This is a genomic window from Thermomonas sp., assembly GCF_023953935.1.
Lineage (GTDB): Bacteria > Pseudomonadota > Gammaproteobacteria > Xanthomonadales > Xanthomonadaceae > Thermomonas.
Genome location: NZ_JAMLIW010000001.1, coordinates 126,667 through 150,886, shown reverse-complemented (window position 1 = coordinate 150,886; position 24,220 = coordinate 126,667). Strand labels below are relative to the sequence as shown.

At 66.8% G+C, this 24,220-nt stretch carries 23 protein-coding genes and 1 riboswitch; of the genes, 15 read left to right on the top strand and 8 right to left on the bottom strand.

The window, feature by feature from the left end; genetic code table 11:
* Window positions 1–5 precede the first annotated feature (5 nt).
* The 4 genes from M9902_RS00700 to M9902_RS00685 form a co-directional block, all read right to left on the bottom strand.
* On the bottom strand, window positions 6–1,457 hold the full coding sequence (locus M9902_RS00700) for an efflux transporter outer membrane subunit (RefSeq protein ID WP_297220451.1): 1,452 nt from the start codon (window positions 1,455–1,457) through the stop codon (window positions 6–8).
* Between the two features lie 3 nt (window positions 1,458–1,460).
* Window positions 1,461–1,931, bottom strand: coding sequence for a MarR family transcriptional regulator (locus M9902_RS00695; RefSeq protein WP_297220449.1), 471 nt, complete (start codon window positions 1,929–1,931; stop codon window positions 1,461–1,463).
* 65 nt (window positions 1,932–1,996) lie between these two features.
* Window positions 1,997–2,791 carry a cytochrome c biogenesis protein CcsA gene (gene ccsA / locus M9902_RS00690; protein WP_297220446.1) on the bottom strand — a complete coding sequence of 265 codons (795 nt, stop codon included), beginning with the start codon at window positions 2,789–2,791 and terminating at the stop codon, window positions 1,997–1,999.
* A gap of 38 nt (window positions 2,792–2,829) precedes the next feature.
* Window positions 2,830–3,234 carry a ribonucleotide reductase subunit alpha gene (locus M9902_RS00685; protein ID WP_297171599.1) on the bottom strand — a complete coding sequence of 135 codons (405 nt, stop codon included), beginning with the start codon at window positions 3,232–3,234 and terminating at the stop codon, window positions 2,830–2,832.
* Window positions 3,235–3,553: 319 nt separating this feature from the next.
* Window positions 3,554–3,687: riboswitch (molybdenum cofactor riboswitch) on the top strand.
* Here M9902_RS00685 and moaA point away from each other — a divergent pair.
* From moaA to M9902_RS00625, 12 genes are all read left to right on the top strand, one after another.
* Window positions 3,679–4,659, top strand: a complete 981-nt coding sequence (gene moaA, locus M9902_RS00680) for a GTP 3',8-cyclase MoaA (RefSeq protein ID WP_297220444.1) — start codon at window positions 3,679–3,681, stop codon at window positions 4,657–4,659. Its footprint overlaps the riboswitch before it by 9 nt.
* Before the next feature lie 4 nt (window positions 4,660–4,663).
* Window positions 4,664–5,662 carry a bifunctional molybdenum cofactor biosynthesis protein MoaC/MoaB gene (moaCB, locus tag M9902_RS00675; RefSeq protein ID WP_297220442.1) on the top strand — a complete coding sequence of 333 codons (999 nt, stop codon included), beginning with the start codon at window positions 4,664–4,666 and terminating at the stop codon, window positions 5,660–5,662.
* Window positions 5,659–6,909 (top strand): molybdopterin molybdotransferase MoeA, encoded by a 1,251-nt coding sequence (locus M9902_RS00670; protein WP_297220441.1) that lies wholly within the window; start codon window positions 5,659–5,661, stop codon window positions 6,907–6,909. Before moaCB ends, M9902_RS00670 begins: the two co-directional genes overlap by 4 nt.
* Entirely contained in the window at window positions 6,906–7,166 is a 261-nt protein-coding gene (locus M9902_RS00665) for a MoaD/ThiS family protein (protein ID WP_297220439.1), read from the top strand. Before M9902_RS00670 ends, M9902_RS00665 begins: the two co-directional genes overlap by 4 nt.
* Before the next feature lies 1 nt (window position 7,167).
* Window positions 7,168–7,668 carry a molybdenum cofactor biosynthesis protein MoaE gene (locus tag M9902_RS00660; RefSeq protein WP_297220437.1) on the top strand — a complete coding sequence of 167 codons (501 nt, stop codon included), beginning with the start codon at window positions 7,168–7,170 and terminating at the stop codon, window positions 7,666–7,668.
* On the top strand, window positions 7,665–8,012 hold the full coding sequence (locus M9902_RS00655; protein WP_297220435.1) for a hypothetical protein: 348 nt from the start codon (window positions 7,665–7,667) through the stop codon (window positions 8,010–8,012). Before M9902_RS00660 ends, M9902_RS00655 begins: the two co-directional genes overlap by 4 nt.
* 289 nt (window positions 8,013–8,301) lie before the next feature.
* A complete protein-coding gene (locus M9902_RS00650) occupies window positions 8,302–12,042 on the top strand; it encodes a nitrate reductase subunit alpha (protein ID WP_297220433.1) in 3,741 nt (1,246 codons plus the stop codon).
* On the top strand, window positions 12,042–13,586 hold the full coding sequence (gene narH, locus M9902_RS00645; RefSeq protein ID WP_297220431.1) for a nitrate reductase subunit beta: 1,545 nt from the start codon (window positions 12,042–12,044) through the stop codon (window positions 13,584–13,586). The genes M9902_RS00650 and narH overlap by 1 nt, the downstream gene beginning before the upstream one ends.
* Window positions 13,583–14,260: a nitrate reductase molybdenum cofactor assembly chaperone gene (gene narJ / locus M9902_RS00640; protein ID WP_297220429.1), complete on the top strand. Its 678-nt coding sequence runs from the start codon at window positions 13,583–13,585 to the stop codon at window positions 14,258–14,260. The genes narH and narJ overlap by 4 nt, the downstream gene beginning before the upstream one ends.
* Window positions 14,257–14,961, top strand: a complete 705-nt coding sequence (narI, locus tag M9902_RS00635; protein ID WP_297174404.1) for a respiratory nitrate reductase subunit gamma — start codon at window positions 14,257–14,259, stop codon at window positions 14,959–14,961. Before narJ ends, narI begins: the two co-directional genes overlap by 4 nt.
* A gap of 3 nt (window positions 14,962–14,964) precedes the next feature.
* Window positions 14,965–15,873, top strand: a complete 909-nt coding sequence (locus M9902_RS00630; RefSeq protein WP_297174401.1) for a peptidylprolyl isomerase — start codon at window positions 14,965–14,967, stop codon at window positions 15,871–15,873.
* 59 nt (window positions 15,874–15,932) lie between these two features.
* Window positions 15,933–17,330 carry an MFS transporter gene (locus tag M9902_RS00625; protein WP_297174398.1) on the top strand — a complete coding sequence of 466 codons (1,398 nt, stop codon included), beginning with the start codon at window positions 15,933–15,935 and terminating at the stop codon, window positions 17,328–17,330.
* 26 nt (window positions 17,331–17,356) lie between these two features.
* On the opposite strand, the gene M9902_RS00620 is transcribed toward M9902_RS00625, so the two are convergent.
* From M9902_RS00620 to modA, 4 genes are all read right to left on the bottom strand, one after another.
* Complete coding sequence (locus tag M9902_RS00620; protein ID WP_297220404.1) at window positions 17,357–18,451, bottom strand: tellurite resistance/C4-dicarboxylate transporter family protein; 1,095 nt, start codon at window positions 18,449–18,451, stop codon at window positions 17,357–17,359.
* Between the two features lie 108 nt (window positions 18,452–18,559).
* A complete protein-coding gene (modC, locus tag M9902_RS00615; protein ID WP_297220395.1) occupies window positions 18,560–19,633 on the bottom strand; it encodes a molybdenum ABC transporter ATP-binding protein in 1,074 nt (357 codons plus the stop codon).
* Window positions 19,626–20,318, bottom strand: coding sequence for a molybdate ABC transporter permease subunit (modB, locus tag M9902_RS00610; RefSeq protein ID WP_297220393.1), 693 nt, complete (start codon window positions 20,316–20,318; stop codon window positions 19,626–19,628). Before modB ends, modC begins: the two co-directional genes overlap by 8 nt.
* 8 nt (window positions 20,319–20,326) lie before the next feature.
* A complete protein-coding gene (gene modA / locus M9902_RS00605) occupies window positions 20,327–21,121 on the bottom strand; it encodes a molybdate ABC transporter substrate-binding protein (RefSeq protein WP_297220391.1) in 795 nt (264 codons plus the stop codon).
* Window positions 21,122–21,513: 392 nt separating this feature from the next.
* Between modA and ffh the strand changes: the two genes are divergently transcribed.
* From ffh to M9902_RS00590, 3 genes are read left to right on the top strand one after another with little or no spacing between them, the layout of a single operon-like run.
* Window positions 21,514–22,884, top strand: a complete 1,371-nt coding sequence (ffh, locus tag M9902_RS00600; RefSeq protein WP_297220389.1) for a signal recognition particle protein — start codon at window positions 21,514–21,516, stop codon at window positions 22,882–22,884.
* Complete coding sequence (locus M9902_RS00595; protein ID WP_297220387.1) at window positions 22,884–23,723, top strand: isocitrate lyase/phosphoenolpyruvate mutase family protein; 840 nt, start codon at window positions 22,884–22,886, stop codon at window positions 23,721–23,723. Before ffh ends, M9902_RS00595 begins: the two co-directional genes overlap by 1 nt.
* A 20-nt stretch (window positions 23,724–23,743) precedes the next feature.
* On the top strand, window positions 23,744–24,208 hold the full coding sequence (locus M9902_RS00590; protein ID WP_297220385.1) for a carboxymuconolactone decarboxylase family protein: 465 nt from the start codon (window positions 23,744–23,746) through the stop codon (window positions 24,206–24,208).
* Window positions 24,209–24,220: the final 12 nt, after the last annotated feature.

Sequence of the window (24,220 nt, the reverse complement as noted above, 5' to 3'; positions counted from 1 at the left end):
GGCGATTACTTGGAAGCGGTTTGGTCGGGAGCCATTTGCTCGGGAGCTGTGGACGAGAAGCCGCCGCCCAGCGCCTGGTCGAGGTCCACGCTGGCGCTGCGGCGCTGCGCGCGCAGGCTGGACAGGAGTTGATCGAGTTGGAGCACCGGCTGTTCGGCGCCCAGCACGTCGAGCCGGGTGGCGAGGCCGGCACGGAAACGCTGCTGGACCCGGGCGTGGGCGCTGGCTGCGGCCGCCTGTGCCTGGGTTGTGCTGGCGATCTGGGCATCCAGCGCGTGTGCGGCCTGCACCGCGTCGGCGACTTCGCGGATGGCGATCAGCAAGGTCTGGTTGTAGCTGGCCACGGCCAGGTCGTGATCGGCCTGGCTGCCACGCAGCTGGCTGCGCAGCAGGCCACCTTCGAAAATCGGCAGGCTCAGCGCCGGGCCGCCGTTGAGCAGCAGGGCCTTGCTGTTGAACAGCTCGGACAGGCCGCCGGAGACCAGCCCCACGATCGCGCTGAGGTTGAGGCTGGGATAGAAGGCCGCCTTGCTGGCGTCGATCCCGCGCTGCGTGGCTTCCACGCGCCAGCGTGCGGAAACGACGTCAGCGCGCCGCGCCAGCAGGTCGCTGGACAGCCCGGAGGGAATCGCCAGCGCCGGTTGTGCCAGCTGCGGCCGGGTGAGTGCAAGGCCGCGATCCGGATCGGCGCCGACCAGGGTGGCCAGGGCGGTGCGCAGGGCCGCGATGCGCTGGTCGGTCAGCTGTGCCTGCTGCTGCGCGGTGGCGGCGGCGCTGCGCTTGGCATCCACCGCGATGGCGTTGTCGATGCCGGCCTGCTGACGCTGTTCGGCCAGCCGCAGCGCGCTGGCGCTGCGGGCGACTTCGGCTTGCGCGGCGTCGCGCACGTCGAACGCCTGAGCCAGCGCGATGTAGGTGCGGGCGACGTTGGCTGCCAGCGTGATCCGCGCCGCCTGCGCGTCCACCTCGGCGGCGTGGGCGTTGTCGACGGCAGCTTCCCAGCGATTGCGCGATTGGCCCCACAGATCCGGGCTGAACTTCAGGCTCAGCATCAGGACATCGGCGACGTTGAGCTTGCCGCCGACCTTCGATCCGGCCATGCCCTCCGGGAGCTGGATGCCGTTGATCTGGGCGCTGGCGCCGACCGCCGGCAGACGGGCGGCATCGGCCACGCCGGCCTGCGCCTGCGCCTTGCGTGCGCGCGCGTCGGCGATGGCCAGGGTCGGCGAATTTGCCAGCGCTTCTTCGACCAGCGCGTCCAGCTGTGGATCGCCGAAAGCGCTCCACCAGCGGGCATCGGGCCAGGCCGCCGGCGACAGGCTGACTTCACCGAACGTGCGTTGGGCGGACAGCGTGGCCGGGTCGCGCGGCGTCTGCGCCGTGCTCAGCTGGCCCATCGAGGTGCAGCCGGACAGCAGCGCGGCGGCGCACGCAAGCAGGAGGATCGATCGAGGCATGGCTCAGTCTTCGCTGGTCAAATTGTCCCGGACCTGTTCGAGCAGCCGGGTCAGTTGGATGCGGGTGGCCTCATCCATGCCGTGCAGCGCGCGCTCACGCACGCGCTGGCCGCACTGGTCGATGTCTTGCCAAATCGCAAGTCCGGCCGGGGTGAGATCGATATTGAGCGCGCGACGGTCGTTCGGGTCGGCGCTGCGGGCCAGCAGGCCGCGGGCTTCGAGCTTGTCGAGCAGGCGCGTCATTGCGCCGGGGTTGAGGTCGGCCAGACGCGCCAGATCGGTGACCCCGGTGGGGCCGCCAATCGCCAAGGCCTTGATGGTGATGAACTGGCTGAAGTTCAGCGCGTGGCCGGAGGCGGCCAGCTCGCGCTCCATCCGTGCCCACATCGCATCACGCACTTGGCGAAACAGCAGGCCAAGCGCCGAGCCGCTGCTGGCGGCGGCGGGAGGAACGGGAGGAAGTGAACTGGGCATGGGCGTATTTTATAGCCCATGCAATTGTTGTCAATGCAAATATATCAGCGGCAAGTAAACAGGGATCAAACCCCGCGCCGCAGCACCAGTTCCAGCACGAATTTGCTGCCGAAAAAAGCCAGCACCAGCAGCGTCATCGCCGTCAGCGTCCAGCGGACGGCGGTCCGGCCGCGCCAGCCGAGCCGCCAGCGGCCCAGCAGCAGCGCACCGAAGGCCAGCCACGACAGGATGCTCAGTGCGGTGTGGTGGACGATGTGCTGGGCAAACAGGTTCTCCACGAACACGGCCCCGGTGAGCAGGGTGGCCGTCAGCAGCACGAAGCCGGCGCCAATGGTGCGAAACAGCAGCGATTCCAGTTCGGTCAGCGGCGGCAGCACGCGCAGCCAAGCGTGGAACTCACGCCGACGCAGGGCGCGTTCCTGCGTCCACAGGAACACCGCCAGCACGGCGGCCAGCGACAGCGTGGCATAGGCCAGCAGGGCCAGCCAGGCGTGCAGCAGCAGCTGCCAGCCCAACGGTTCGGGGCGCGTGGTGTGGCCGTACAGCGCGTAGGCGATCATCGCGCAGGCCGCCAGTGGAAACACCACCACGCCCAGTGCCCGCGCCGGGCCTCCAACCGCCCCCAGCACCGTCAGCGCGGCCATGCCCAGGCCCACCAGCGACAGCGCGGCGAAGAAATGCATGTCGGTGGCGCCGGTCTGGTGCCAGCCCAGCCAGTGGATGAAGGCGTGCAGCGTCACCGCCGGAATGGCCGCCCACAGCCAGCCGCGGCCCTGCGGCTCGCCAAACGCGCGCGCGTCTCGGGCCAGCCACAGCGTTGCGATGGCGTAGAAGGTGGCGGCGAGAACAATCGGGAGCATGGCGAAAGTGTCGCACAGCGGCGGCACCGGCCGCCGGATCAGGCAAAGCGCAGGACCTGGCCGTCGTGATCGAAAGCGGCGAAATCCGACACCCGCCCATCGTTGATCGCATTGACCATGAAACGCAGCGGCTGGGCCGCCTCGTCGGCGCTGGGCGCGATGCCGCCGCGGCCGTCGAGGCTGCCGACGAAGACCATGTCCCAGCGCTGGCCGGTGGCTTCCGATTCGACTTTCAGCGCGGCGAAATCGGCCACCTCGCCGGGTGCCTTGTCGACGCACAGGCAGGGGCTGATGGTGCCGCCCTCGCGGCGTTCGAAGCGCTCGCGCTGGGCCGGCGTGGCGTTTTCCGGGAGTTCGATCCGGGCAAAAACAAACAATAGCCGCTGCGGCTCCGGCTGCTGGCGGGCGGCGGTGAGCAAATCGTCGAAGCTGGCAAGTTCCATCGGATCGATCCGGCAAGTCGTGCAGGGCGCGAACCCTAGCACGTCACCAGGCTTGGCGCTGTGACATCGTCTGCGGCCCCTCACCCCGGCCCTCTCCCCGCTGGCGCAGGGAGAGGAGGACAAGCCTTGGCAGTGGCTACGTCCGGGAGAACACCCTGCTGCCGCAGGGAGACAAGCCTTGGTGCTTTCAGGCTGACTGCGTCCCTTCTCCCCGCTGCGCGGGGAGAAGGTGGCGCGAAGCGCCGGATGAGGGGCAGATGCCGGATGGGCGCAAATCTTGATCGGGATCAAACACGAAACGCGATTCGGCCCTATCCTGCACGGGCAACACCTCCGAGCCCCGGCGCCTACGTCTTCGGATAGGGCGCTTGGGCCGTGGCGCTACCGCCACCGGGTCGGCTTCGGAAACGGGCCGACCTCCCGTGTTTGGAAAGGAGCAACAACATGGCGTCCCTCGTCGACGGCTTCGGCCGGAGCTTTCCCTACCTGCGACTGTCGCTGACAGAAGCCTGCAATTTCCGTTGCAGCTATTGCCTGCCCGATGGCTACCAAGCCAACGGCCGCCCGAGTTTCCTTGGCCTCGATGAAATCCGCCACCTGCTGCGCGCCTTTGCCGGCCTCGGCATGCGCAAGGTACGCCTGACCGGCGGTGAACCCAGCCTGCGCAAGGATCTTCCTGAAATCATCGCGATCGCCGCCAGCACCCCCGGCGTGCGCAAGGTGGCGATGACCACCAACGGATGTCTGCTGCTCTCGAAGGTGCGGCAGTGGCGCGAAGCCGGCCTGACCGCGCTCAACGTCAGCGTCGACAGCCTCGACCCGCAGCGCTTCCACGCGATCACCGGGCATGATCGTTTCGACGAGGTGATGGCCGGGGTCGATGTCGCGCTCGGGTTGGGTTTCGATGCGGTCAAGCTCAACGCAGTGCTGCTGCGTGGCCGCAATGATGACGAATTGCCGCAGTGGCTGGACTTTCTGCGCGAACGTGATATCGCCATTCGCTTCATCGAGCTGATGCGCACCGGCGACAACCACGCCTATTTCGAACGACACCACGTCCGCGCCGACACCTTGCAGCGACAGCTGCAGGACGGCGGCTGGACCCTGACCCCGCGCGCCGCCGACGCCGGCCCGGCGCTGGAATACCGGCATCCGGACTATCGCGGCCGGATCGGCATCATCGCGCCGTATTCGAAGGATTTCTGCGCCGGCTGCAATCGCCTGCGCGTCACCGCACGCGGCGATCTGCGGCTGTGCCTGTTCGGCGAGTTCGGCATTCCGCTGCGCCCGCTGCTGCAATCGGATGATGACCACGAAGCCCTGATGGGCCGCATCGCCACCCAGCTCGGCCTGAAGGCGGCCGGGCACGGCCTGCACCAAGGCAACAGCGGGATCACTCCGCACCTGGCCTCGATCGGTGGTTGAACGCATGAATGAACTACAGGCCGCGGCCTTCCATATGGCCGATATCCGCGACAAGCGCCCGACTCGCCGGCGTGCGGTAGCGGTGGGTGAGTTCCATCCGGGCCAGGACGCATTTGCCACGATTATCGAACGCCGCCTGCCCAAGGGCGACGCGCTGGTGATGGCGGAAATCGCCGGCTTGCAGGGCGCCAAGATGGCCTCGCAATTGATGCCGCTGTGCCATCCGCTGGCGCTGGAACTGGTGCGGGCGCGCTGCGTGCCGGTGGCCGCGCGCCAGGTGATCCGGGTCTATTGCGAATGCGCGACCGAAGCGCGCACCGGCGTCGAGATGGAAGCCTTGGCCGGCGTCAATGCCGCCCTGCTCACGCTCTACGACCTGACCAAGCCGGTGCAGCCGGCGTTGATGATCAGCGGCGTGCGTCTGCTGTTCAAGGAAGGCGGCAAGAAAGGCCTGTGGCTGCATCCCGAAGGCATAAGTGATGACGAGCGTGACCACTATCGTCCGCGTGGCATGGCCAGGCTCGATGGCGTGTCCTGTGCGGTGCTGACCCTGAGCGATCGCGCCAGCAGCGGAGAATACGAGGATCGTTCGGGGCCGGAACTGGTGGCGGGGCTGGAGCGACTTGGCGCGACGCTTGCCCATGTCGAAGTGCTTCCCGATGGTATTGATCCATTGGCCGAACGGCTGCGCAAATTGTCGGATGAAGGCGTGCGAATCTGCCTGTGCACCGGCGGCACCGGCCTCGGGCGGCGCGACGTGACGCCGGAAGCGCTGCGGATGGTGGCGGATCGGCAAGTCGAAGGGCTGGCCGAACTGCTGCGCATCGAAAGTGCCAAGCACACGCCGCTGGCCTGGCTCAGCCGGGCCGAGGTGGTGCAGATCGGGTCGATGCTGGCGTTCGCGCTGCCCGGCAGCCCGCGTGCGGCCAGGCAGTGCATGGACATCCTCGCCCCACTGCTGGCGCATGCGCTGGCGATGATCGATGGCAGGCCGCACGCATGATCGGCTATCAGGACGCCTTGGCCTTGATCTTGCGGGAAGCGCCCACCGCGCAGATGCAGCGCGTGCCGCCGGCATTCGGGCAAGTGCTGGGGGCCGCGATCTTCAGCGAGGAACACCTGCCGCCGTTCGACAACTCGGCGATGGACGGCTTCGCCCTGTACGTCGGTGAGAACGGTGTTATCGCCGGGGCCGAGTTCGATGTGGCCGGCGCGCAGGCGGCGGGCGATGCGGCGGTCCTGGCTGGCGCGGGCGCGTGGGAAATCATGACCGGCGCGCGGGTGCCGGACGGGCTGGATGCGGTGATCCCGGTAGAGCAGATCGAGGTGCTGGCGCGGGATGGCGACTGTCGCCCGCAGCGCATCCGGCTCGCTGCGGCGGTGCCGCCGGGGCAGCACATTCGCCGGCGGGGTGAGGATGTGCGGCAAGGCGCGATGGTGCTCGCTGCCGGCAATCGGATCGAGGCGCCACAGTTGATGCTGCTGGCGGCGCTGGGCGTGCGGGAAGTGCTCGCGGTGGCGCCGCCGAAGGTGGCCTTGCTCAACACCGGCCGCGAATTGGTGGACGATCCGCGCCTGCCGCTCGCGTCGGGCCAGATCCGCAACAGCAACGGCCCGTATCTGTCGCAGCGGCTGGTCGAAGCCGGCGCCGAACTGGTGCTGCGGCAGACCGTCAGTGACGATCCCGCCGCCTTCACCGCCACTTTGCAACAGGCGCTGGACGCCGGCGCGCAGGTGCTGGTGAGCACCGGCGCGGTGTCGATGGGACGCCACGATTTCATCCCCGACGCACTGCGCGCGCTGGGTGCGACGATCCACTTCCACAAGGTGAACATCCGCCCTGGCAAGCCGCTGCTGTTTGCCACCCTGCCGGGCGGTCAGGCGTTTTTCGGTCTGCCCGGCAACCCGGTATCGAGCGCAGTCGGGCTGCGGTTTTTCGTCGAACCGTTGCTGCGCCAGATGCTTGGACTGCCGGTGGAAAAACCGCTGCGGGTGCCGCTGGCGCACGCCTACAACAAACGCCATCCGCTGCGTTTCCACCTCAAGGGGCGGCTGGCGATGGATGCCGCAGGTCAGCTGCAGGCGCAGGTACTGCCGGGGCAGGAATCGTTCCGGATCGCGCCATTGGCTTGCAGCAATGGCTGGATCGTGCTCGATGAAGCGGCGCGCGATCTGCCGGCGGGCGCGCCGGTGGCGTTCTGGGGGCCGGGACATTTGGCGGGGTTGCAATTGACGGGACCGGAGACATGAAAGTCGAAGTGAAGTTGTTTGGCGCGTTTCGCGACTACGAAGCCGATGCACGGGTGACGCTGGAATTGACGCCCGAGGCGAAGGTGGCGGACGTGCGCGACGCACTGGCCGCCTACGCCGGCGCGCACTGGCCGCAGTTCTGCCCGAAGCTGCTGAAGTATTCGGCGTTCGCCAGCGAGCGCGCGGTGCTGCGCGAGGGCGACCCGATCCCGGCCGATGGCCGCATGGCCGTGCTGCCGCCGGTCAGTGGAGGTTGAGATGGACGCACCCGCCGCGCCGCGCCACCATTGCGCCGTCGTCGATATCGCGACCGATAAACTCGATCCCGCCGCCGCGCTGGAATTCGTGTCCGATCCGGGTTTTGGCGGCATCACGATGTTCGTGGGCCGGGTGCGTGACCTTAATCACGGCCGCGTCGTCACCGGCGTCAGCTACGACATGTTCGACGCGCTGGCCTTGAATGGATTTGCCGAGATCGCCGCCCGCGGCGAGGCCCAATTCGGCCCCAAGCTCAAGCTCTACATCGCCCACGCCAAAGGCCGGCTCGGGATCGGCGATCTGGCGGTAGTGGTGGCCGCCGGCACCCCGCATCGCGATGAAGCCTTCCGCGCCTGCCGGCTCGCGATCGAGGCGGTCAAGCACGAAAGCCCGGTCTGGAAGCAGGAACACTACGCCGACGGCGACAGCGTCTGGAGCGAAGGCTGCTCGCTGTGCGGGCACGATGCACACGCGCCAGCGGGCGAAGGCTTGGCGCCATGAAAGTGCAGCTGCAAGGCCAGTCCCTGCGCCTGCGGATCGACGAGGCCGAACTGGCGCGGCTGCGCGATGGCGAGGAGATCACCAACACCACCGCCCTGCCGGGGCCGGGCGCCTGCGCCCAACGCATGGCGCTGACGGATGCCACGCAGGTGGGGTTTTCCGGCAGTTCCGGCGATTGGCTGCTGCTCCTGCCGCAAGCGCAGGTCGAAGATTACGTCCAGCGCCTGCCTTGCAAGGACGGGTTGCACTACGCCCTGCCGGCGTCGGCGGGCCGGACCTTGACCATTGATTTCGAAGTGGACGTGCGCGACAGCGCCCGGCTGCGGGGGAAGGCCAAGCGCTGATCAGGGCCCCCTTTGCTCGGTCCAGTGGCCAGGATGCGCTTGTATCCGGTTCCCGCCGGTCCTGGATGCCGCAAACCCGGATTTTGACTCCGATCAAAAAGGCCGCCGGCCGTTCGCGGCACCATGGCTTGGTGGCGACGGTGGCAGCTGGGTTCGAGCTTGCCCCGTAGCCGATCCATTCGAAGCAGACGGGCAGGCCCATGACAAATCCGCAGGCGACACCGGCAATCGGCTCCAGCGAGGCGTGGCCTCTGTGCCGCGACCACCGCAGTGAAGGGAGGACGGCCCGATGAGCTATTTCCTCGATCGTCTGCAGTTCTTCAAGCGCAATCCCGAGCCGTTTGCCGATGGTCATGGCTTCACCAAGACCGAAAGTCGCGAATGGGAAAACGCGTATCGTTCGCGCTGGCAGTACGACAAGATCGTGCGTTCCACCCACGGCGTGAACTGCACCGGCTCGTGCAGCTGGAAGATTTACGTCAAGAACGGGCTCGTCACCTGGGAAACCCAGCAGACCGACTACCCTCGCACCCGCCCGGACCTGCCCAACCACGAGCCGCGCGGCTGCCCGCGTGGCGCCAGCTATTCCTGGTACCTGTACAGCGCCAACCGCATGAAGTACCCGCTGGTGCGCGGCGCGCTGCTGAAGATGTGGCGCCAGGCGCGCCAGACCATGCGCCCGGTCGATGCCTGGGCCAGTATTGTCAGTGACCCGGACAAGGCCCGCGAGTACAAGACCCGGCGCGGCATGGGCGGCTTTGCCAGGGTTTCCTGGGATGAGGCAAACGAGATCATCGCCGCCTCGAACCTGTACACGAGCAAGGAATTCGGCCCCGACCGCGTGGTGGGCTTCTCGCCGATTCCGGCGATGTCGATGATTTCCTATGCCTCGGGCGCGCGCTATCTGTCGCTGATGGGTGGCGCCTGTTTGTCGTTCTATGACTGGTATTGCGACCTGCCGCCGTCCAGCCCGCAGGTGTGGGGCGAGCAGACCGACGTGCCCGAATCGGCGGACTGGTACAACAGCCGCTACATCATCGCCTGGGGCAGCAATGTCCCGCAGACGCGCACGCCGGATGCGCATTTCTTCACCGAGTCCCGCTACAACGGCACCAAGACCGTCGCCATCACCCCGGATTACGCGGAAGTCGCCAAGCTGTGCGACCACTGGCTGCACCCCAAGCAGGGCACCGATGCGGCGCTGGCGTTTGCCTTCGGCCACGTGATCCTGAAGGAATTCCACGTCGACAAGCCGACGCCGTACTTCGTCGACTATTGCCGGAAAACGACCGACATGCCGATGCTGGTGCGCCTCGAACAGCGCGCCGATGGTCGCGTGGTCGCGGAGCGCTTCCTGCGTGCTTCGGATCTGGGCGGGCTGGGTGAAAGCAACAATCCCGAGTGGAAGACGCTGGCGTTCGATGAGCTCAGCGGGCAGGTGGTCGTGCCCAACGGTTCGGTCGGTTTCCGCTGGGGCGAAAAAGGCAAGTGGAACATCGAGGAAAAAGACGCCTCCGGCCGCGAGACCCGCTTGCTGCTGTCGTTCAAGGACGGCAACGACGGCATGGCCGCGGTCAGCTTCCCGTACTTCGGCGGGGTCGTGCACGACCGTTTCACCGCCGCCAAGTTCGATGACATCCTCGAGCGCAACATCCCGGTGCGCAAGCTGACCCTGGCCGATGGCAGGGAATGGATGGTCGCCACCGTCTATGACCTGCTGCTGGCGCAATACGGCGTCGATCGCGGGTTCGGCGGCGGCAACGTGGCGTCGAGTTATGACGACAACCTGCCGGGCACGCCGGCCTGGCAGGAAATCATCACCGGCGTGCCGCGCGCGGACGTGATCGAGATCGCCCGCGAGTTCGCCAGTACCGCCGCCAAGACCGGCGGTCGCAGCATGATCATTGTCGGCGCCGGCATGAACCACTGGTTCCACAACGACATGAACTACCGCGGCCTCATCAACATGTTGATGATGTGCGGTTGCGTGGGCCAGACCGGCGGCGGTTGGGCGCATTACGTCGGGCAGGAAAAGCTGCGTCCGCAGACCGGCTGGCTGCCGGTGGCGTTCGGCCTTGACTGGAGCAAGCCGCCGCGGCACATGAACGGCACCTCGTACTACTACTTCAACTCGGATCAATGGCGCTACGAAAAGGTCGAGATCAGCGAACTGCTGTCGCCGCTGGCCGATCCGGCCAAGTACAGCGGCAGTCAGGCCGATTTCAACCTCAAGGCGATCCGGATGGGCTGGTTGCCCAGCGCGCCGCAGCTGGATCGGAACCCGCTGGGCATCGCCAAGGCGGCCGAGGGCGCCGGGATGGCGGTTCCGGAGTTCGTGGCGAGTCAGCTCAAGAGCGGGGCGATGGATTTCGCCTATGCCGATCCGGACGCGCCGAAGAATTTCCCGCGGGTGATGTTCGTCTGGCGTTCGAACCTGCTCGGCAGTTCCGGCAAGGGCCACGAGTACATGCTGCGGCACATGCTTGGAACCAAGCATGGCTTGCAGGGCAAGGATCTGGGCGAGCGCGGCGCGGTCAAGCCGGAAGACGTGAAGTGGCATGACCAGGCGCCGGAAGGCAAGCTCGACCTGCTGGTGACGCTCGACTTCCGCATGTGCACCACAGCCCTTTACTCCGACGTGGTGCTGCCGACCGCGACCTGGTACGAGAAGAACGACCTCAACACTTCGGACATGCATCCGTTCATCCACCCGCTGTCGAAGGCGGTGGACCCGGCTTGGGAAGCGCGCAGCGACTGGGACATCTTCAAGGGCGTGGCCAGGACCGTCAGCGACATGGCGCCGGGCGTGCTGGAGGTCGTCAAGGACGTGGTGCTGGTGCCGACCCTGCACGACACGCCCAATGAACTGGCGATGCCCGTTGTCGCCGACTGGAAGAAGGGCGAGTGCGAGCCGATCCCGGGCAAGACGATGCCGGCGGTCGCGGTGGTCGAGCGCGATTACCGCGATATCTACAAGAAGTTCACCTCGCTGGGGCCGCTGCTGGATGCGCAGGGCAATGGCGGCAAGGGCATCAACTGGGATACCAAGGATGAAGTGGAATTCCTCGGTGAGCTCAACCATCGCGTGCGCGAGGAAGGCGTCAGCAAGGGGCGCCCGAACATGCTGTCGGCGATCGACGCGGCCGAGTGCGTATTGCACCTCGCTCCCGAGACCAATGGCCACGTCGCGGTGAAAGCGTGGGAGGCGCTGGGCAAGTTCACCGGGCGCAGCCACACGCATCTGGCGGAGGGCAAGGAGCACGAGGCGATCCGCTTCCGCGACATCCAGGCGCAGCCGCGCAAGATCATCTCCAGCCCCACCTGGTCAGGCCTGGAAGACGAGCACGTCAGCTACAACGCCGGCTACACCAATGTCCACGAGCATATTCCGTGGCGCACCGTCACCGGCCGCCAGCAGTTCTACATGGACCACGAGTGGATGATCGCGTTCGGCGAGGGCTTCATGCAGTACCGCCCACCGGTCGATACCAAGACCGTGCAGCCGCTGCTCAACCAGCGCAGCAACGGCAACAAGGAGATCGTGCTGAACTGGATCACCCCGCACCAGAAGTGGGGCATCCACAGTACCTATTCCGACAACCTGATCATGCAGACCCTCTCGCGCGGTGGCCCGATCGTGTGGATCAGCGAGGACGATGCGCGCGAGGCCGGGATCGAGGACAACGACTGGATCGAACTGTTCAACGTCAACGGCGCGATTGCCGCCCGCGCGGTGGTCAGCCAGCGCGTGATGAACGGCATGGCGATGATGTACCACGCGCAGGAACGCATCATCAACATCCCGGGCTCGGAGATCACTGGCACCCGCGGCGGCATCCACAACTCGGTGACCCGCGTGGTGCAAAAGCCCACCCACATGATCGGTGGCTATGCCCAGTTCGCCTACGGCTTCAACTACTACGGCACGGTGGGCAGCAACCGTGACGAGTTCGTGATCGTGCGCAAGATGAAGAAAGTCGATTGGCTGGATGGCGAGGCGGTGCCGGCGTCCGCACAGGAGGTGGTGTGATGAAGGTCCGTGCACAAATCGCGATGGTGCTGAACCTGGACAAGTGCATCGGCTGCCACACCTGTTCGATCACCTGCAAGAACGTCTGGACCAGCCGCGAGGGCGTCGAGTACGCCTGGTTCAACAACGTCGAAACCAAGCCCGGCATCGGCTATCCCAAGGAATGGGAAAATCAGGACAAGTGGAACGGCGGCTGGGTGCGCACCAAGGCCGGCAAGCTGGTTCCCAAGGCCGGCGGCCGCTGGCGGATGCTGTCGAAGATCTTCGCCAATCCCGACCTGCCGCAGATCGACGACTACTACGAGCCGTTCGATTTCGACTACCAGCACCTGCACGAAGCGCCGGATTCCAGGCACCAGCCGACCGCGCGCCCGCGTTCCCTGATCTCCGGGGAGCGCATGCAGAAGATCCACTGGGGTCCGAACTGGGAGGAGATCCTCGGCACCGAGTTCGCCAAGCGCGCCAAGGACCGCAATTTCGACGGCGTGCAGAAGGAGATCTACGGCGCCTTCGAAAAGACCTTCATGATGTACCTGCCGCGGCTGTGCGAGCACTGCCTGAACCCGGCCTGCGTGTCGGCGTGTCCGTCCGGCGCGATCTACAAGCGCGAGGAAGACGGCATCGTCCTGATCGATCAGGACAAGTGCCGTGGCTGGCGCATGTGCGTCTCGGCCTGCCCCTACAAGAAGATCTACTACAACTGGAAGTCGGGCAAATCCGAAAAGTGCATCTTCTGCTACCCGCGCATCGAGATGGGCGAGCCGACCGTGTGCTCGGAAACCTGCGTCGGCCGCATCCGCTACCTCGGCGTGCTGCTGTATGACGCCGACCGGATCCAGGAAGCAGCCTCGGTGCCGGCCGAGAAAGATCTGTACCAGGCGCATCTGGACATCTTCCTCGACCCGTTCGACCCGAAGGTGATCGAGGCGGCGCGCAAGGAAGGCATCCCCGACAACTGGCTGGAGGCGGCGAAGATTTCGCCCACCTACAAGCTCGCGATCGACTGGAAGCTGGCGCTGCCGCTGCATCCGGAATACCGCACCTTGCCGATGGTCTGGTACGTGCCGCCGCTGTCGCCGATCCAGTCCGCAGCCGAGCGTGGCCGCGTCGGCATGAACGGCGAATTGCCGGACGTGGCGTCCTTGCGCATCCCGGTGCGCTATCTGGCCAACATGCTCACCGCCGGCGACGAAGCCCCGGTGATCCGCGCGCTGGAGCGGATGATGGCGATGCGCGCCTGGCGCCGTGCCCGCAACGTCGATGGCGTCGAGGACACCAAGGTGCTGGAGCAGGCCGGGCTGACCGTGGCCCAGGCCGAGGACATGTACCGCTATCTGGCGATCGCCAATTACGAGGACCGCTTCGTCATTCCGACCGCGCATCGCGAATACGCCAATGACGCCTTCGGCGAACGCGGCGGCTGCGGGTTCAGCTGGGGCAATGGCTGCAGCGGCGATACCCCGGCCGATCTGTTCACCCAGCGCAAGACCGCCCGCTACTCAGTGCACCCGAATCGGCAGGAGAAAACCGAGGTGCTCGAATGAGCCTGCTCAAGCTGGTGGGCGTGCTGCTGGACTATCCGCAGGACGCGCTTTGGCAGCACGGTGACGAGCTGCTGGCGGCTGCCGACGATCCGGGTTTGTCGAAAGCGCGGCGTGCGCAGCTCGTCGGTTTCGTTCGCGGCCTGCTCGACACCGATCCGCTCGACGCGCAGGACCGCTGGCTGAGCTTGTTCGACCGCGGCCGCAGCATGAGCCTGCTGTTGTTCGAGCACATCCATGGCGAATCCCGCGATCGCGGCCAGGCCATGGTCGATCTGATCAACACCTACCGCAAGAACGGCTTCGAGCTGTCGGCGCGGGAGCTGCCGGACTACCTGCCGCTGCTGCTGGAATACCTCAGCCAGCGGCCGGCCGAGGAAGCCCGCGACTGGTTGCATCACGTCGCCCACATCGTCGGCCTGCTGGCCGCACGCGCCGGCGAACGCGGCAGCCCGTACGCGCTGCTGCTGGAACTGCTGGTCGAACTGGCCGACGGCAAGCTCGACCTCGGCCCGCTGCGCCGCCGCGCCAGCGAAGAGCCGCGCGACGACACCAACGAGGAAATGGATCGGCTGTGGGAAGAGGAGGCGGTGCGCTTCGGCGCCGATGCGCCATCCGAAGACTGCGCGCCACCGACCCGCCGCCCCGCCACCGCCCAACGCCAGGTGCAGCCATGAGCTATTTCGACGTCTTCTGGTTCCAGATCTATCCCTACATCGCCATGGCGGTGTTCTTCGTCGGCAGCCTGGTCCGCTTCGACCACTCGATGTACACGTGGCGCAGCGGTTCCAGCCAGCTCTTGTCCAGCCGCGGCATGCGGATCGGCAGCAACCTGTTCCACGTCGGCATCCTGGTGGTGCTGGGCGGCCACATCGTCGGCCTGCTGACCCCGCATTCGATCTACTCGATTTTCATCAGCCAGGAAAACAAGCAAATGCTGGCGATGGTGGTGGGCGGCACCTTCGGCGTCCTGTGCCTGATCGGCATGGTGATCCTGATGTGGCGGCACCTGTTCAACCCGCGCATCCGCGCCACCGACAACTGGCGCAACGTGCTGTTGCTGGCGATGCTGATGGCGCAGCTGCTGCTCGGGCTGAGCACCATCTTCCAGTCTGCGCACCACCTCGACGGCAGCGTGATGACGCTGCTGGCCGACTGGGCGCAGCGCATCGCCACCTTCCGCGGCGGCGCGGCCGAGCTGATCTCCGGCGTGCACTGGGTATACAAGGCCCACATCATCCTCGGCCTGACCCTGTTCCTGGTGACCCCGTTCACCCGCCTCGTGCACATCTGGAGCATCCCGCTGAGCTACCTGTGGCGGCCGTATCAGGTCGTGCGCCGGCGCCAGCCCGGGCTGCGCTACGGGCCGAGGAGCTGAACCATGGGCGAGCGCAAGCCGGGCAGCCGCGAGCTGCCGATCACCGTCATCGATTCAGGCAATTCGGTGGCGCAGGAAGCCCACGCGCATCATCACGACGATGCGGGCGAGGGCCCGCGCACGCTGGGGCAGGCGGCGCCGAGCTATCTGTCGGTGGGCGACACCGCCATCAGCGAAGCCGAAATTGCGCGGGAAATGCAGTTCCACCGTGCGATGAAACCCGAGCAATCACGCGCCGATGCGGCGCGTGCCTTGGTGGTGCGCGAACTGCTGCGGCGCGAGGTCGAACGGCTCGGGTTGCAGGACGAAGTGGACGCTGGCGGTGGCGAGGCGGTCGAGGAAGCCTGCATCCGCGTCCTGCTGGAACGCGAGGTGGAAAACCGCGTCCCCAGCGAAGACGACTGCCTGCGCTATTACGAGCAGAATCCGGAGCGCTTCCACGCGCCCGACCGGATCCGCCTGCGCCACATCCTGTGCGGGGCCGCGGCCGATGATGTCAACGGCCGCTTCGATGCCCGCGCCCGCGCCGAAAAGATGATCGGTGAGCTGAAATTGCAGCCGCACCTGTTCGCCGACTTCGCGCTGCGCCATTCCGATTGCCCCTCGAAGGAAGAAGGCGGCGACTTGGGCTGGCTGGAACGCGGCCAGACCACGCCGGAGTTCGATCGGCAGGTGTTCCGCCTGCGCGAAGGCCTTGCCGCCTTCCCGGTGGAGTCACGCTGGGGCTACCACGTGGTGTGCGTGGATGCGATCGCCGCCGGCGAAAAGCTTGCGTTCGATCAAGCCCGCGCGCGCATCTCGGACTACCTTGAACTGCAAGTGCGCCAGCGCGAGCTGCAGCTCTATCTGCAAACCCTGCAGGAGCGCTTCGAGGTGCGTGGACTGGCCGAAATCGAGGCGGAAGCCGGCTGAGCGAGTTCCCGCACGCCGCGTCCTCCTGCCCCCGCAATATGACAAACGGAAACGCGACCATGCAAGAGCACGTCGAGATCAGCAACGCACGCCGCCAGCGGGCGCTGTGGCTGAGCACCTTTGCCTTCGGCGTCTGCTTCGCCATCTGGGTGGTCTTTTCGATCATCGGCATGAAGCTCAAGGAAGAATTGGGCTTGTCCGATACCCAGTTCGGCCTGCTGGTGGCCACCCCGGTGCTGACCGGCTCGATCAGCCGGCCGATCCTCGGGATCTGGTCGGAAATGATCGGCGGGCGCCGGGTGTTTGCCCTGGCCATGCTGGTGGTGGCGGGCTTCGCCTATGCCTTGCCGCATGCAAGCAGCTACCCGATGATGCTGGCGCTGGGCCTCGGGCTGGGGCTGGCCGGCGGCACCTTCTCGATCGGCGTGGTCTATGTGTCGGCCTGGTTCCCGCGCGAGAAGCAGGGCACCGCGCTGGGCCTGTTCGGCATGGGCAACGTCGGCGCCGCCGTCACCAGCTTCGGCGCACCGCTGCTGCTGGCGGTGATGGACTGGCGCCAGGCGATCAACGTCTATGCCACCGCAGTCCTTGTCACCGCCGTGCTGTTCTACCTGCTGGCCGAGCCGGCCCCGAAGGATCCCGCAACCGCGGGCCAGCCGGCCTCACTCAAGGAGCGCCTCGCCCCGCTGGGCAACCTGCAGGTCTGGCGGTTCTCGCTGTACTACTTCCTGGTGTTCGGCGGCTTCGTCGCCCTGACCTCGTGGCTGCCGCGCTATTACATGGGCGTGTACAAGGTCGACATCGCCACCGCCGGCATGCTGGCAGCCAGTTTCGGCCTCCCGGCCACCATCTTCCGCGCCTTCGGCGGCGTCATGGCCGACCGCTACGGCGCCCGCAAGATCATGTACATCTCGTTTTCGGTGTGCATGGTCGGCCTGTTCCTGCTGTCCTACCCGAACACCCACTACGTGATCGAAGGCATCAAGGGGCCGATCGCCTTCACCATCGCGCCGACCATGCTGGAACGCGCGATCGTGCTGTTCATCCTCGGCTTCGTGATGTCGCTGGGCATGGCCGCCGTGTTCAAGCACATTCCGACCTACTACCCCAAGCACGTCGGTTCGGTGGGTGGCGTGGTCGGCATGATCGGTGGCCTCGGCGGCTTCGTCCTGCCGATCGCCTTCGGCGTGATGAACGATCTGGTCGGCATCTGGTCCAGCTGCTTCATGCTGCTGTTTGCGATCGCCCTGACCAACCTGCTGTGGATGCACTTCGCCATCCTGCGCGCCAACCGCGCCCGCCATCCGGAGCTGGTTGCAGACACCGACCTGCCGGAAATCATGGCCGCGCAGGAAGCCGCCCGCCACGCCCAAGCTGCTGCCGACGCCGCGCAGCAGGCCGCGCAGGCGGCGGCTGCGGCGGCGGAAGCGGCGCGCAAGCGCGGCGCGAAGGCGTAGTCGGGAAAGCGCCTGAACCGTCGCGCTCAGCCCGCAGCCCGCAGCGCCAGCAGCGATTGCGCGCCGCGCCGCAGGGCGCCGAGGAAGGTGGCGGTCCAGGCGACGATCGCGGCGGCGAAGAACAGGTCCGGGATCGGGTCGAGGAAATCCAGTTTCATCGCCAGTGCCAGCTGGTGGGTGCAGGCCGCGTACATGCCCAGCGGGAACACCGCGCCCCAGTACAGCGGGTCGTAGCGCAGCGGGAAGCGCTTGTAGATGTGGCGCCAGACGCCCAGCACCAGCAGCATCGGGATCCACCAGGTGCCGGTGGCCCAGTAGAACACCGTGAAGCCCTTGATGAAGGGCAGCACCGAGGTCAAAAACGGCGCTTCATCCGCGTTGAGGATCAGCAACGAGCCGGCCAGGGTGGAGATGGCCATCGCGCCCATGTTGATCCAGTACGGCGGCGACAGATCGTGCGGCTGGAAGCGGAAGAAGGTGTAGCGGTAGAAGATCAGCGACATCATCCAGATGTAGAGCATCCCGCCCCACAGCCACATCGACAGCGCGAAATAATTGAGCTCCAGCTTCCACGGCTGCCCGGTGCGCGCGGCCAGCAGCGCGCTCAGGACGGTCAGCGACTGGGTAGCTACCACCGCCAGCAGCCAGCCACCGCTGATGCCGCGATCCAGCGTGGGCTTGTTTTCCTTGACCGTGAGCACGGTGAAAATGGTGTAGGTCAGCACCAGCCACAGCGCGATCGCCAGCGTCCACAGTATCCAGCTGGCGCGCAGCGCCGAGTCCAGCAGCAGGAACTGCGAGCCCAAAACGCCGGTGGCGGCGACCACGGTGAAAAAGGCCGGGCCCAGCAGGTGGTCGAACAAATCGCCGAGAAAGCTACGCGGGTGGCGGAACAGCCGCAGCAGGTACAGCACCCACAGCAGCACGTAGACCGCAAGATTCAGGGCGAACAGGAATTCCGCCAGCCGTGGCCAGCCGCGCATCCACGCGGCCAGCGAGACGATGCCGGTGGCCATGACCATGCCGAAATAGGCCGGCGACAGGCTTGCCAGACCCGCCTGCGGCGCGGGTTCATGCAGCGATCCATCGTCGTGCTTCAAGGTGGCGTCTGACTGGGACATGGGATGGCGACGGGCGGGTGGCTGGCGGGTGGGCGGGCGACTTTCCAGACTAAACCTGCGGACGCTCCCTGATTTGATCGTGATCAATCGGGAGTGCGCTGGAAACCATCACAGCAACAGGGCCACCGCCTTGATTTGTGCCCACAGCGCCATTCCCGGCTGCAGCTGCAGCCGTTCCAGTGAACGGTGCGAGATGCGCGCCAGCAGCGGGTTGCCGGCAGCCTCCAGCCGCACCTGTACCTGGCCGCCGGGCAATTCGACCAGATCGACAATGCGGACTTCCAGCAGATTGAGCAGGCTGGAATCCTCGTGCCGGCTCAGCGCCAGGCTGACATCGCGGGCGAGGATGCGCAGGCGCAGCGCGGTGCCCGGCGGGTGCGCGTCGCCCTGCGCGTGCAGGGTTCCGATGGCGGTTTGCAGGGCCAACAGCCCGTATGGGTCGCGCTCGATGACGTGGGCGTCCAGCACCACGCCGGCATCGTCGCGCAGCGCCAGCGGCAGGTCGGGGCGGTTGAGCAGGTCCAGCGCCGCGCCGGTGGCGACGACGCGGCCAGCGTCGAGCAGCACCAGGTGATCGGCCAGCCGAGCCACTTCTTCCACCGCGTGGGTGACGTACAGCAGCGGGATGCCCGCCTCACGCCGGACGGCTTCGAGGAACGGCAGGATCTCGGCGCGGCGCGGCGCGTCCAGTGCGCTCAGGGGTTCGTCCAGCAGCAGGATTTCCGGCGCACAGGCCAGCGCCCGGGCCAGCGCGACCCGCTGGCGTTCGCCGCCCGACAGCGAGTCGGGTTTACGTGCCAGCAGGGGCTTGAGCGCCAAACGATCGATCCATCTGTCGAGCAAATCGGCACGCGCGCCGGCGCGCTTCCAGCCGTAGCGCAGGTTGTCCAGCACGCGCAGATGCGGCAGCAGGGCGCTGTGCTGGAACACCATGCCGACCGCACGCCGATGCGCGGGCAGGCGGGTGGTCGCGTCCTGCCAGGTGCGGCCGGCCACCCGCAGCACGCCGCTGGCCGCCGGTTCCAGTCCCGCGACCGCACGCAGCAGGGTGCTCTTGCCGCAGCCGGAAGGGCCGAACACCACGGTCGTCCCGCATGTCGGCAAATGCAGATCCACGTCCAGCCGAAATGTGCCGCGATTCAACCGCAGCGCAATGTCCAGGGTTGAATCGCGCTCAGTCATTGGCCATCGCCGTGCGCCGGCCCAGGCATTGCATCAACAGCAGCAGCGCGAACGAGAACAACAGCAGACCCGCCGCCAGCCGGTGCGCGTCGCCATAGGCCATGGCCTCGACCTGATCGTAGAGCAGCACCGACAGCACCCGGGTTTCGCCTTCGATATTGCCGCCCACCATCAGCACCACCCCGAATTCACCCACGGTGTGGGCGAAGCCGAGCAGGGCGCCGGCGAGCAGGGACGGGCGTGCCAGTGGCAGCGCCACGCTGAAGAAGCGATCCAGCGGCGAGGCGCGCAGGGTCGCGGCGGCGTCGAGCGTGGCTTGCGGAATGCCGGCGAAGCCCGCCTGCAGCGGTTGCACCACGAACGGCAGCGAATACAGCACCGAGGCCAGCAGCAGGCCGTTGAAGGTGAAGGCCAGCGTACTCAGGCCCAACGCTGCCGTGGCTTGGCCGATCGGCCCCTGCGGTGCGAACGCGACCAGCAGGTAGAAGCCGAGCACGGTCGGCGGCAATACCATTGGCAGGGCCACCACCGCGCCGATGGGTGCGCGCCAGCGCGAGTGCGTGCGCGCCAGCCACCACGCCAGCGGGGTGCCGATGGCCAGCAGGATCAAGGTGGTCAGGCCGGCCAGCTTGAATGACACCCATGCGGCCATCAGCCAAGCCGGAGGGGCGGCGTCAAGCGGCACGGCAATGCTCAGTCGTAGCCGAGGCTGCGGATCCGGGCGCGCACCGCCGGACTTTGCAGGTAGCGCAGGAAGCCGCGCGCGGCGGCATTGCCGCGCCCGTGGCGCAGCAGCACCGCACTTTGCACGATCGGCGCATGCCACGCCGCCGGCACTTCCCACGCGGAGCCGGTGGGCCGCCCGCGTGCCGGGCGCACCAGCGAGGCCGGCAACAGGCCCAGCGGCGCGGCACCGCTGGCGACGAACTGCGCCGCCTGGCCGACGTTCTCCCCGATCACCAGTCGCGGCTGCAATTCGGTCCAGCGGCGCAGGTATTGCAGGGTCTCGCGGGCGGCCGCGCCGTAGGGGGCCAGTTCGGGATTGGCGATGGCGAGTTTGCTGATGCTGCCTTGGCGCAGCAGGGCTTCGCCATTGCGAACGAGGTTCGGGTCGCGGCTCCACAGCACCAGTCGGCCGGTGGCATAATCCTGCACCGTGCTGCCATCGGCGAGGCCTTCATTCACCAGCAGGCGCGGCGTCGAGGCATCAGCCGACAGCAGCGCATCGAACGGCGCACCGTTGTGGATCTGCGCGTACAGCTTGCCGGTCGAGGCGGAGGAGATCGTGATCCGATGGCCGCTCTGCCGGCCGTACTCGCTGGCCAGCTGGCGGGCGACGTCGGCGAAGTTTGCCGCCACCGCGATCCGTGCGGTCACTGGCGCCGGCTTCGGCCCGGCGGGTGCGGTGGCGGCTAGCGCGGGCGTTGCCGCAAGCAGCAGCGCCGCAGCGAGCGTGAGCAGTTTTGCCAACCAACCGCCTTGTGTCATTCCGGCCCTTCCTTACTGCGCTGGTGCCGACAGTCTAGCGGCTTGCTTCGTCGAAATGATCCCCGGGGTTTGCCGTTGCCGTTCGTGGTCCTTCCGATGCCTGGGCCTGCCGCCGGTGCCGAGTCAGCCGAGTCATCCACGGCAGACCGGGGCCCTCCGGCGCCAGGCCAGTCGCGAATGCTCCGGGTTCTCCATGGGGAACCTCGAAAAACCGGGTCATCGCTCGTCATTCCCGCGCAAGCAGGCCGCGTCTGACAAACGCATGTTTGTCCAATCCATTGCTCTTGTATTCAATGACTTGAAGTTGCTCGTTGAGGGCCCCAGCGAGACAAACAGGGTTTTTCGCGGTCACCTATAATTCCCGTCCTCAGTCCGAAGAGTGGCCCCGTCGCGTGTTTGAATCCCTGACCCAACGCCTGTCCGGCACGATCGAACGCCTGCGCGGCCGTGGCCGCCTGACCGAATCCAACATCAGCGAGGCCATGCGCGAAGTGCGCATCGCCCTGCTCGAAGCCGACGTTGCGCTGCCGGTGGTGCAGGCCCTGATCCAGCGCATCAAGGTGCGTGCGCTGGGCCAGGAAGTGCTGCGTTCATTGACCCCCGGCCAGGTGCTGGTGCGGATCGTGCGCGACGAACTGGCGGCGGTGATGGGGTCGCAGGCCACCGAGCTCAACCTCAACGTGCCCGCGCCGGCCGTCATCCTGATGGCGGGCCTGCAAGGTGCCGGCAAGACCACCACCGTGGCCAAGCTGGCCAAGCACCTGAAGGACAAGCGCAAGAAGAAGGTGATGGTGGTGTCCGCCGACGTCTACCGTCCGGCCGCGATCGAGCAGCTGCAGACGCTGGCCGGGCAGGTCGGCGTGGTGTTCTACCCGTCGGCGGCGTCGCAGAAGCCCGAGGCCATCGTCAGGGCGGCGATCGACGAGGCGAAGAAGACCTTCGCCGACGTGCTGATCGTCGATACCGCCGGCCGCACCTCGATCGACGACGCCATGATGGCCGAGATCAAGGCCCTGCACGCCGCCGTGCATCCGGTCGAGACCCTGTTCGTGGTCGATTCGATGACCGGCCAGGACGCCGCCGTCACCGCCAGGCATTTCGGCGAGGCGCTGCCGCTGACCGGCGTGGTGCTGACCAAGACCGACGGCGATGCGCGCGGCGGCGCGGCGCTGTCGGTGCGCTACATCACCGGCAAGCCGATCAAGTTCATCGGCGTCGGCGAAAAGCCCGATGGCCTCGACGTGTTCCACCCCGAGCGCGCCGCCGGCCGCATCCTCGACATGGGCGATGTGCTGTCGCTGGTCGAGCAGGTGGAATCGCAGGTCGACAAGGACAAGGCGCAGAAACTGGCCGAGAAAGTCGCCAAGGGCAAGCGCTTCGACCTCAACGACATGCGCGACCAACTCGAGCAGATGCAGAACATGGGTGGCCTGCACGGGCTGATGGACAAGCTGCCGGGCATGGGGCAACTGCCCGAATCGGTCAAGCAGCAGGTCACCGGCAAGGAAATGCCGCGGATGATCGCGATCATCAATTCGATGACCAAGAAGGAGCGCCGCAATCCCGACCTCCTCAACGGCTCGCGGCGCGCCCGCATCGCCCGCGGTTCCGGGCTGACCCCGGCCGACATCAACAAGCTGATGAAGCAGTATCAGCAGATGGAAAAGATGATGGGCAAGCTCGGCCGCGGCGGCATGAAGGGCATGATGCGCGGCCTGTCCGGGATGATGGGCGGGCGCGGCGGCATGCCGCCGATGCATTGATGGGCGAGACGACGCAGGCGCAGCACGATCTGGCGCGGCGGTTCGCGGCGCTGCACCACGGTGCCCGTCCGCTGTTGCTGCCCAATGCCTGGGATGCCGGCAGCGCGGCGATCTTCGCGGCATTGGGCTATCCGGCCATCGCCACCACCAGCGGCGGGGTGGCGTGGTCGCTGGGTCACGCCGATGGCGAAGTGCTGGCGCTGGCCGAGTTGCTCGCGGCGGTGCGGCGGATGGTGCGGGTGGTGAATGTGCCCGTCACGGTGGATTTCGAAGCGGGCTTCGGTGCCACGCCGCAACAGGTCGGCGAAAGCGTGCGCGCGCTGCTGGACACCGGCGCGGTGGGCCTGAATCTGGAAGACGGCGTGGAGCACGCCTGGCTGCGGCCGGTGGGTGACGCCGCCGCGCGTATTGCCGCCGCCCGCGCCGCTGCCGCATCCGCGGGCGTCGATGTGTTCATCAATGCCCGCGTGGACAATTGGATCGTCGGCGGGATGGATGCGGCGGCGCTCTTCGAAGAGGCCGTTCAGCGCGCCCGCGCCTACATCGACGCGGGTGCAGACGGCATCTATCCGATCGCGCTGTCCGACCCGGAGCTCATCGAGCGCTTCTGCCGCGCGGTACCGACGCCGATCAACGTCGGCGCCCGCGCCGGGTCGTCGTCGCTGGAGGCGCTGAAACAGCTCGGCGTGGCGCGCGTCAGCACCGCCACGCGATTGGCCATGGTGGCGTATTCGGCGGCCCGGGAAACGGCGCAAGCCCTGCGTGCCACCGGCGAATTCGCAGGCCTTGACGCCAGTTTCGGCTACGACGCGCTACAACAGTTGTTCCCGAAACACTGACGTCATTCACGGAGGTTCCGATGTCCCAGCGTCTTGCCTACCAAACCGCTTCCCCGGAAGCGTTCAAAGCCATGCTTCACCTCGAACAGCAGATCCACCACCTGGGTCTGGAGGAATCCCTGCTCGAATTGGTCAAATCGCGCGCCTCGCAGATCAATGGCTGCGCCTGGTGCCTGGAAATGCACACCAAGGACGCCCGCGCGCAGGGCGAAACCGAGCAGCGCCTGTACCTGCTGCCGGCCTGGCGCGACGCCCATTGCTACACCCCGCGCGAACGCGCCGCGCTGGCCTGGACCGAAGAGGTGACGCGGGTTGCGAACACTCAGGACGTGTCGGATGCGGCGTGGGAAGACGCCCATCGCCAGTTCAGCGACAAGGAGCTGGTGGACCTGACCCTGGCCATCATCGCCATCAACGGCTGGAACCGCTTCAACATCGCGTTCCGCACCACGGTGAAGGATTACCTTAGTTCTCATTCCCGTTAGGAAATGGCACAG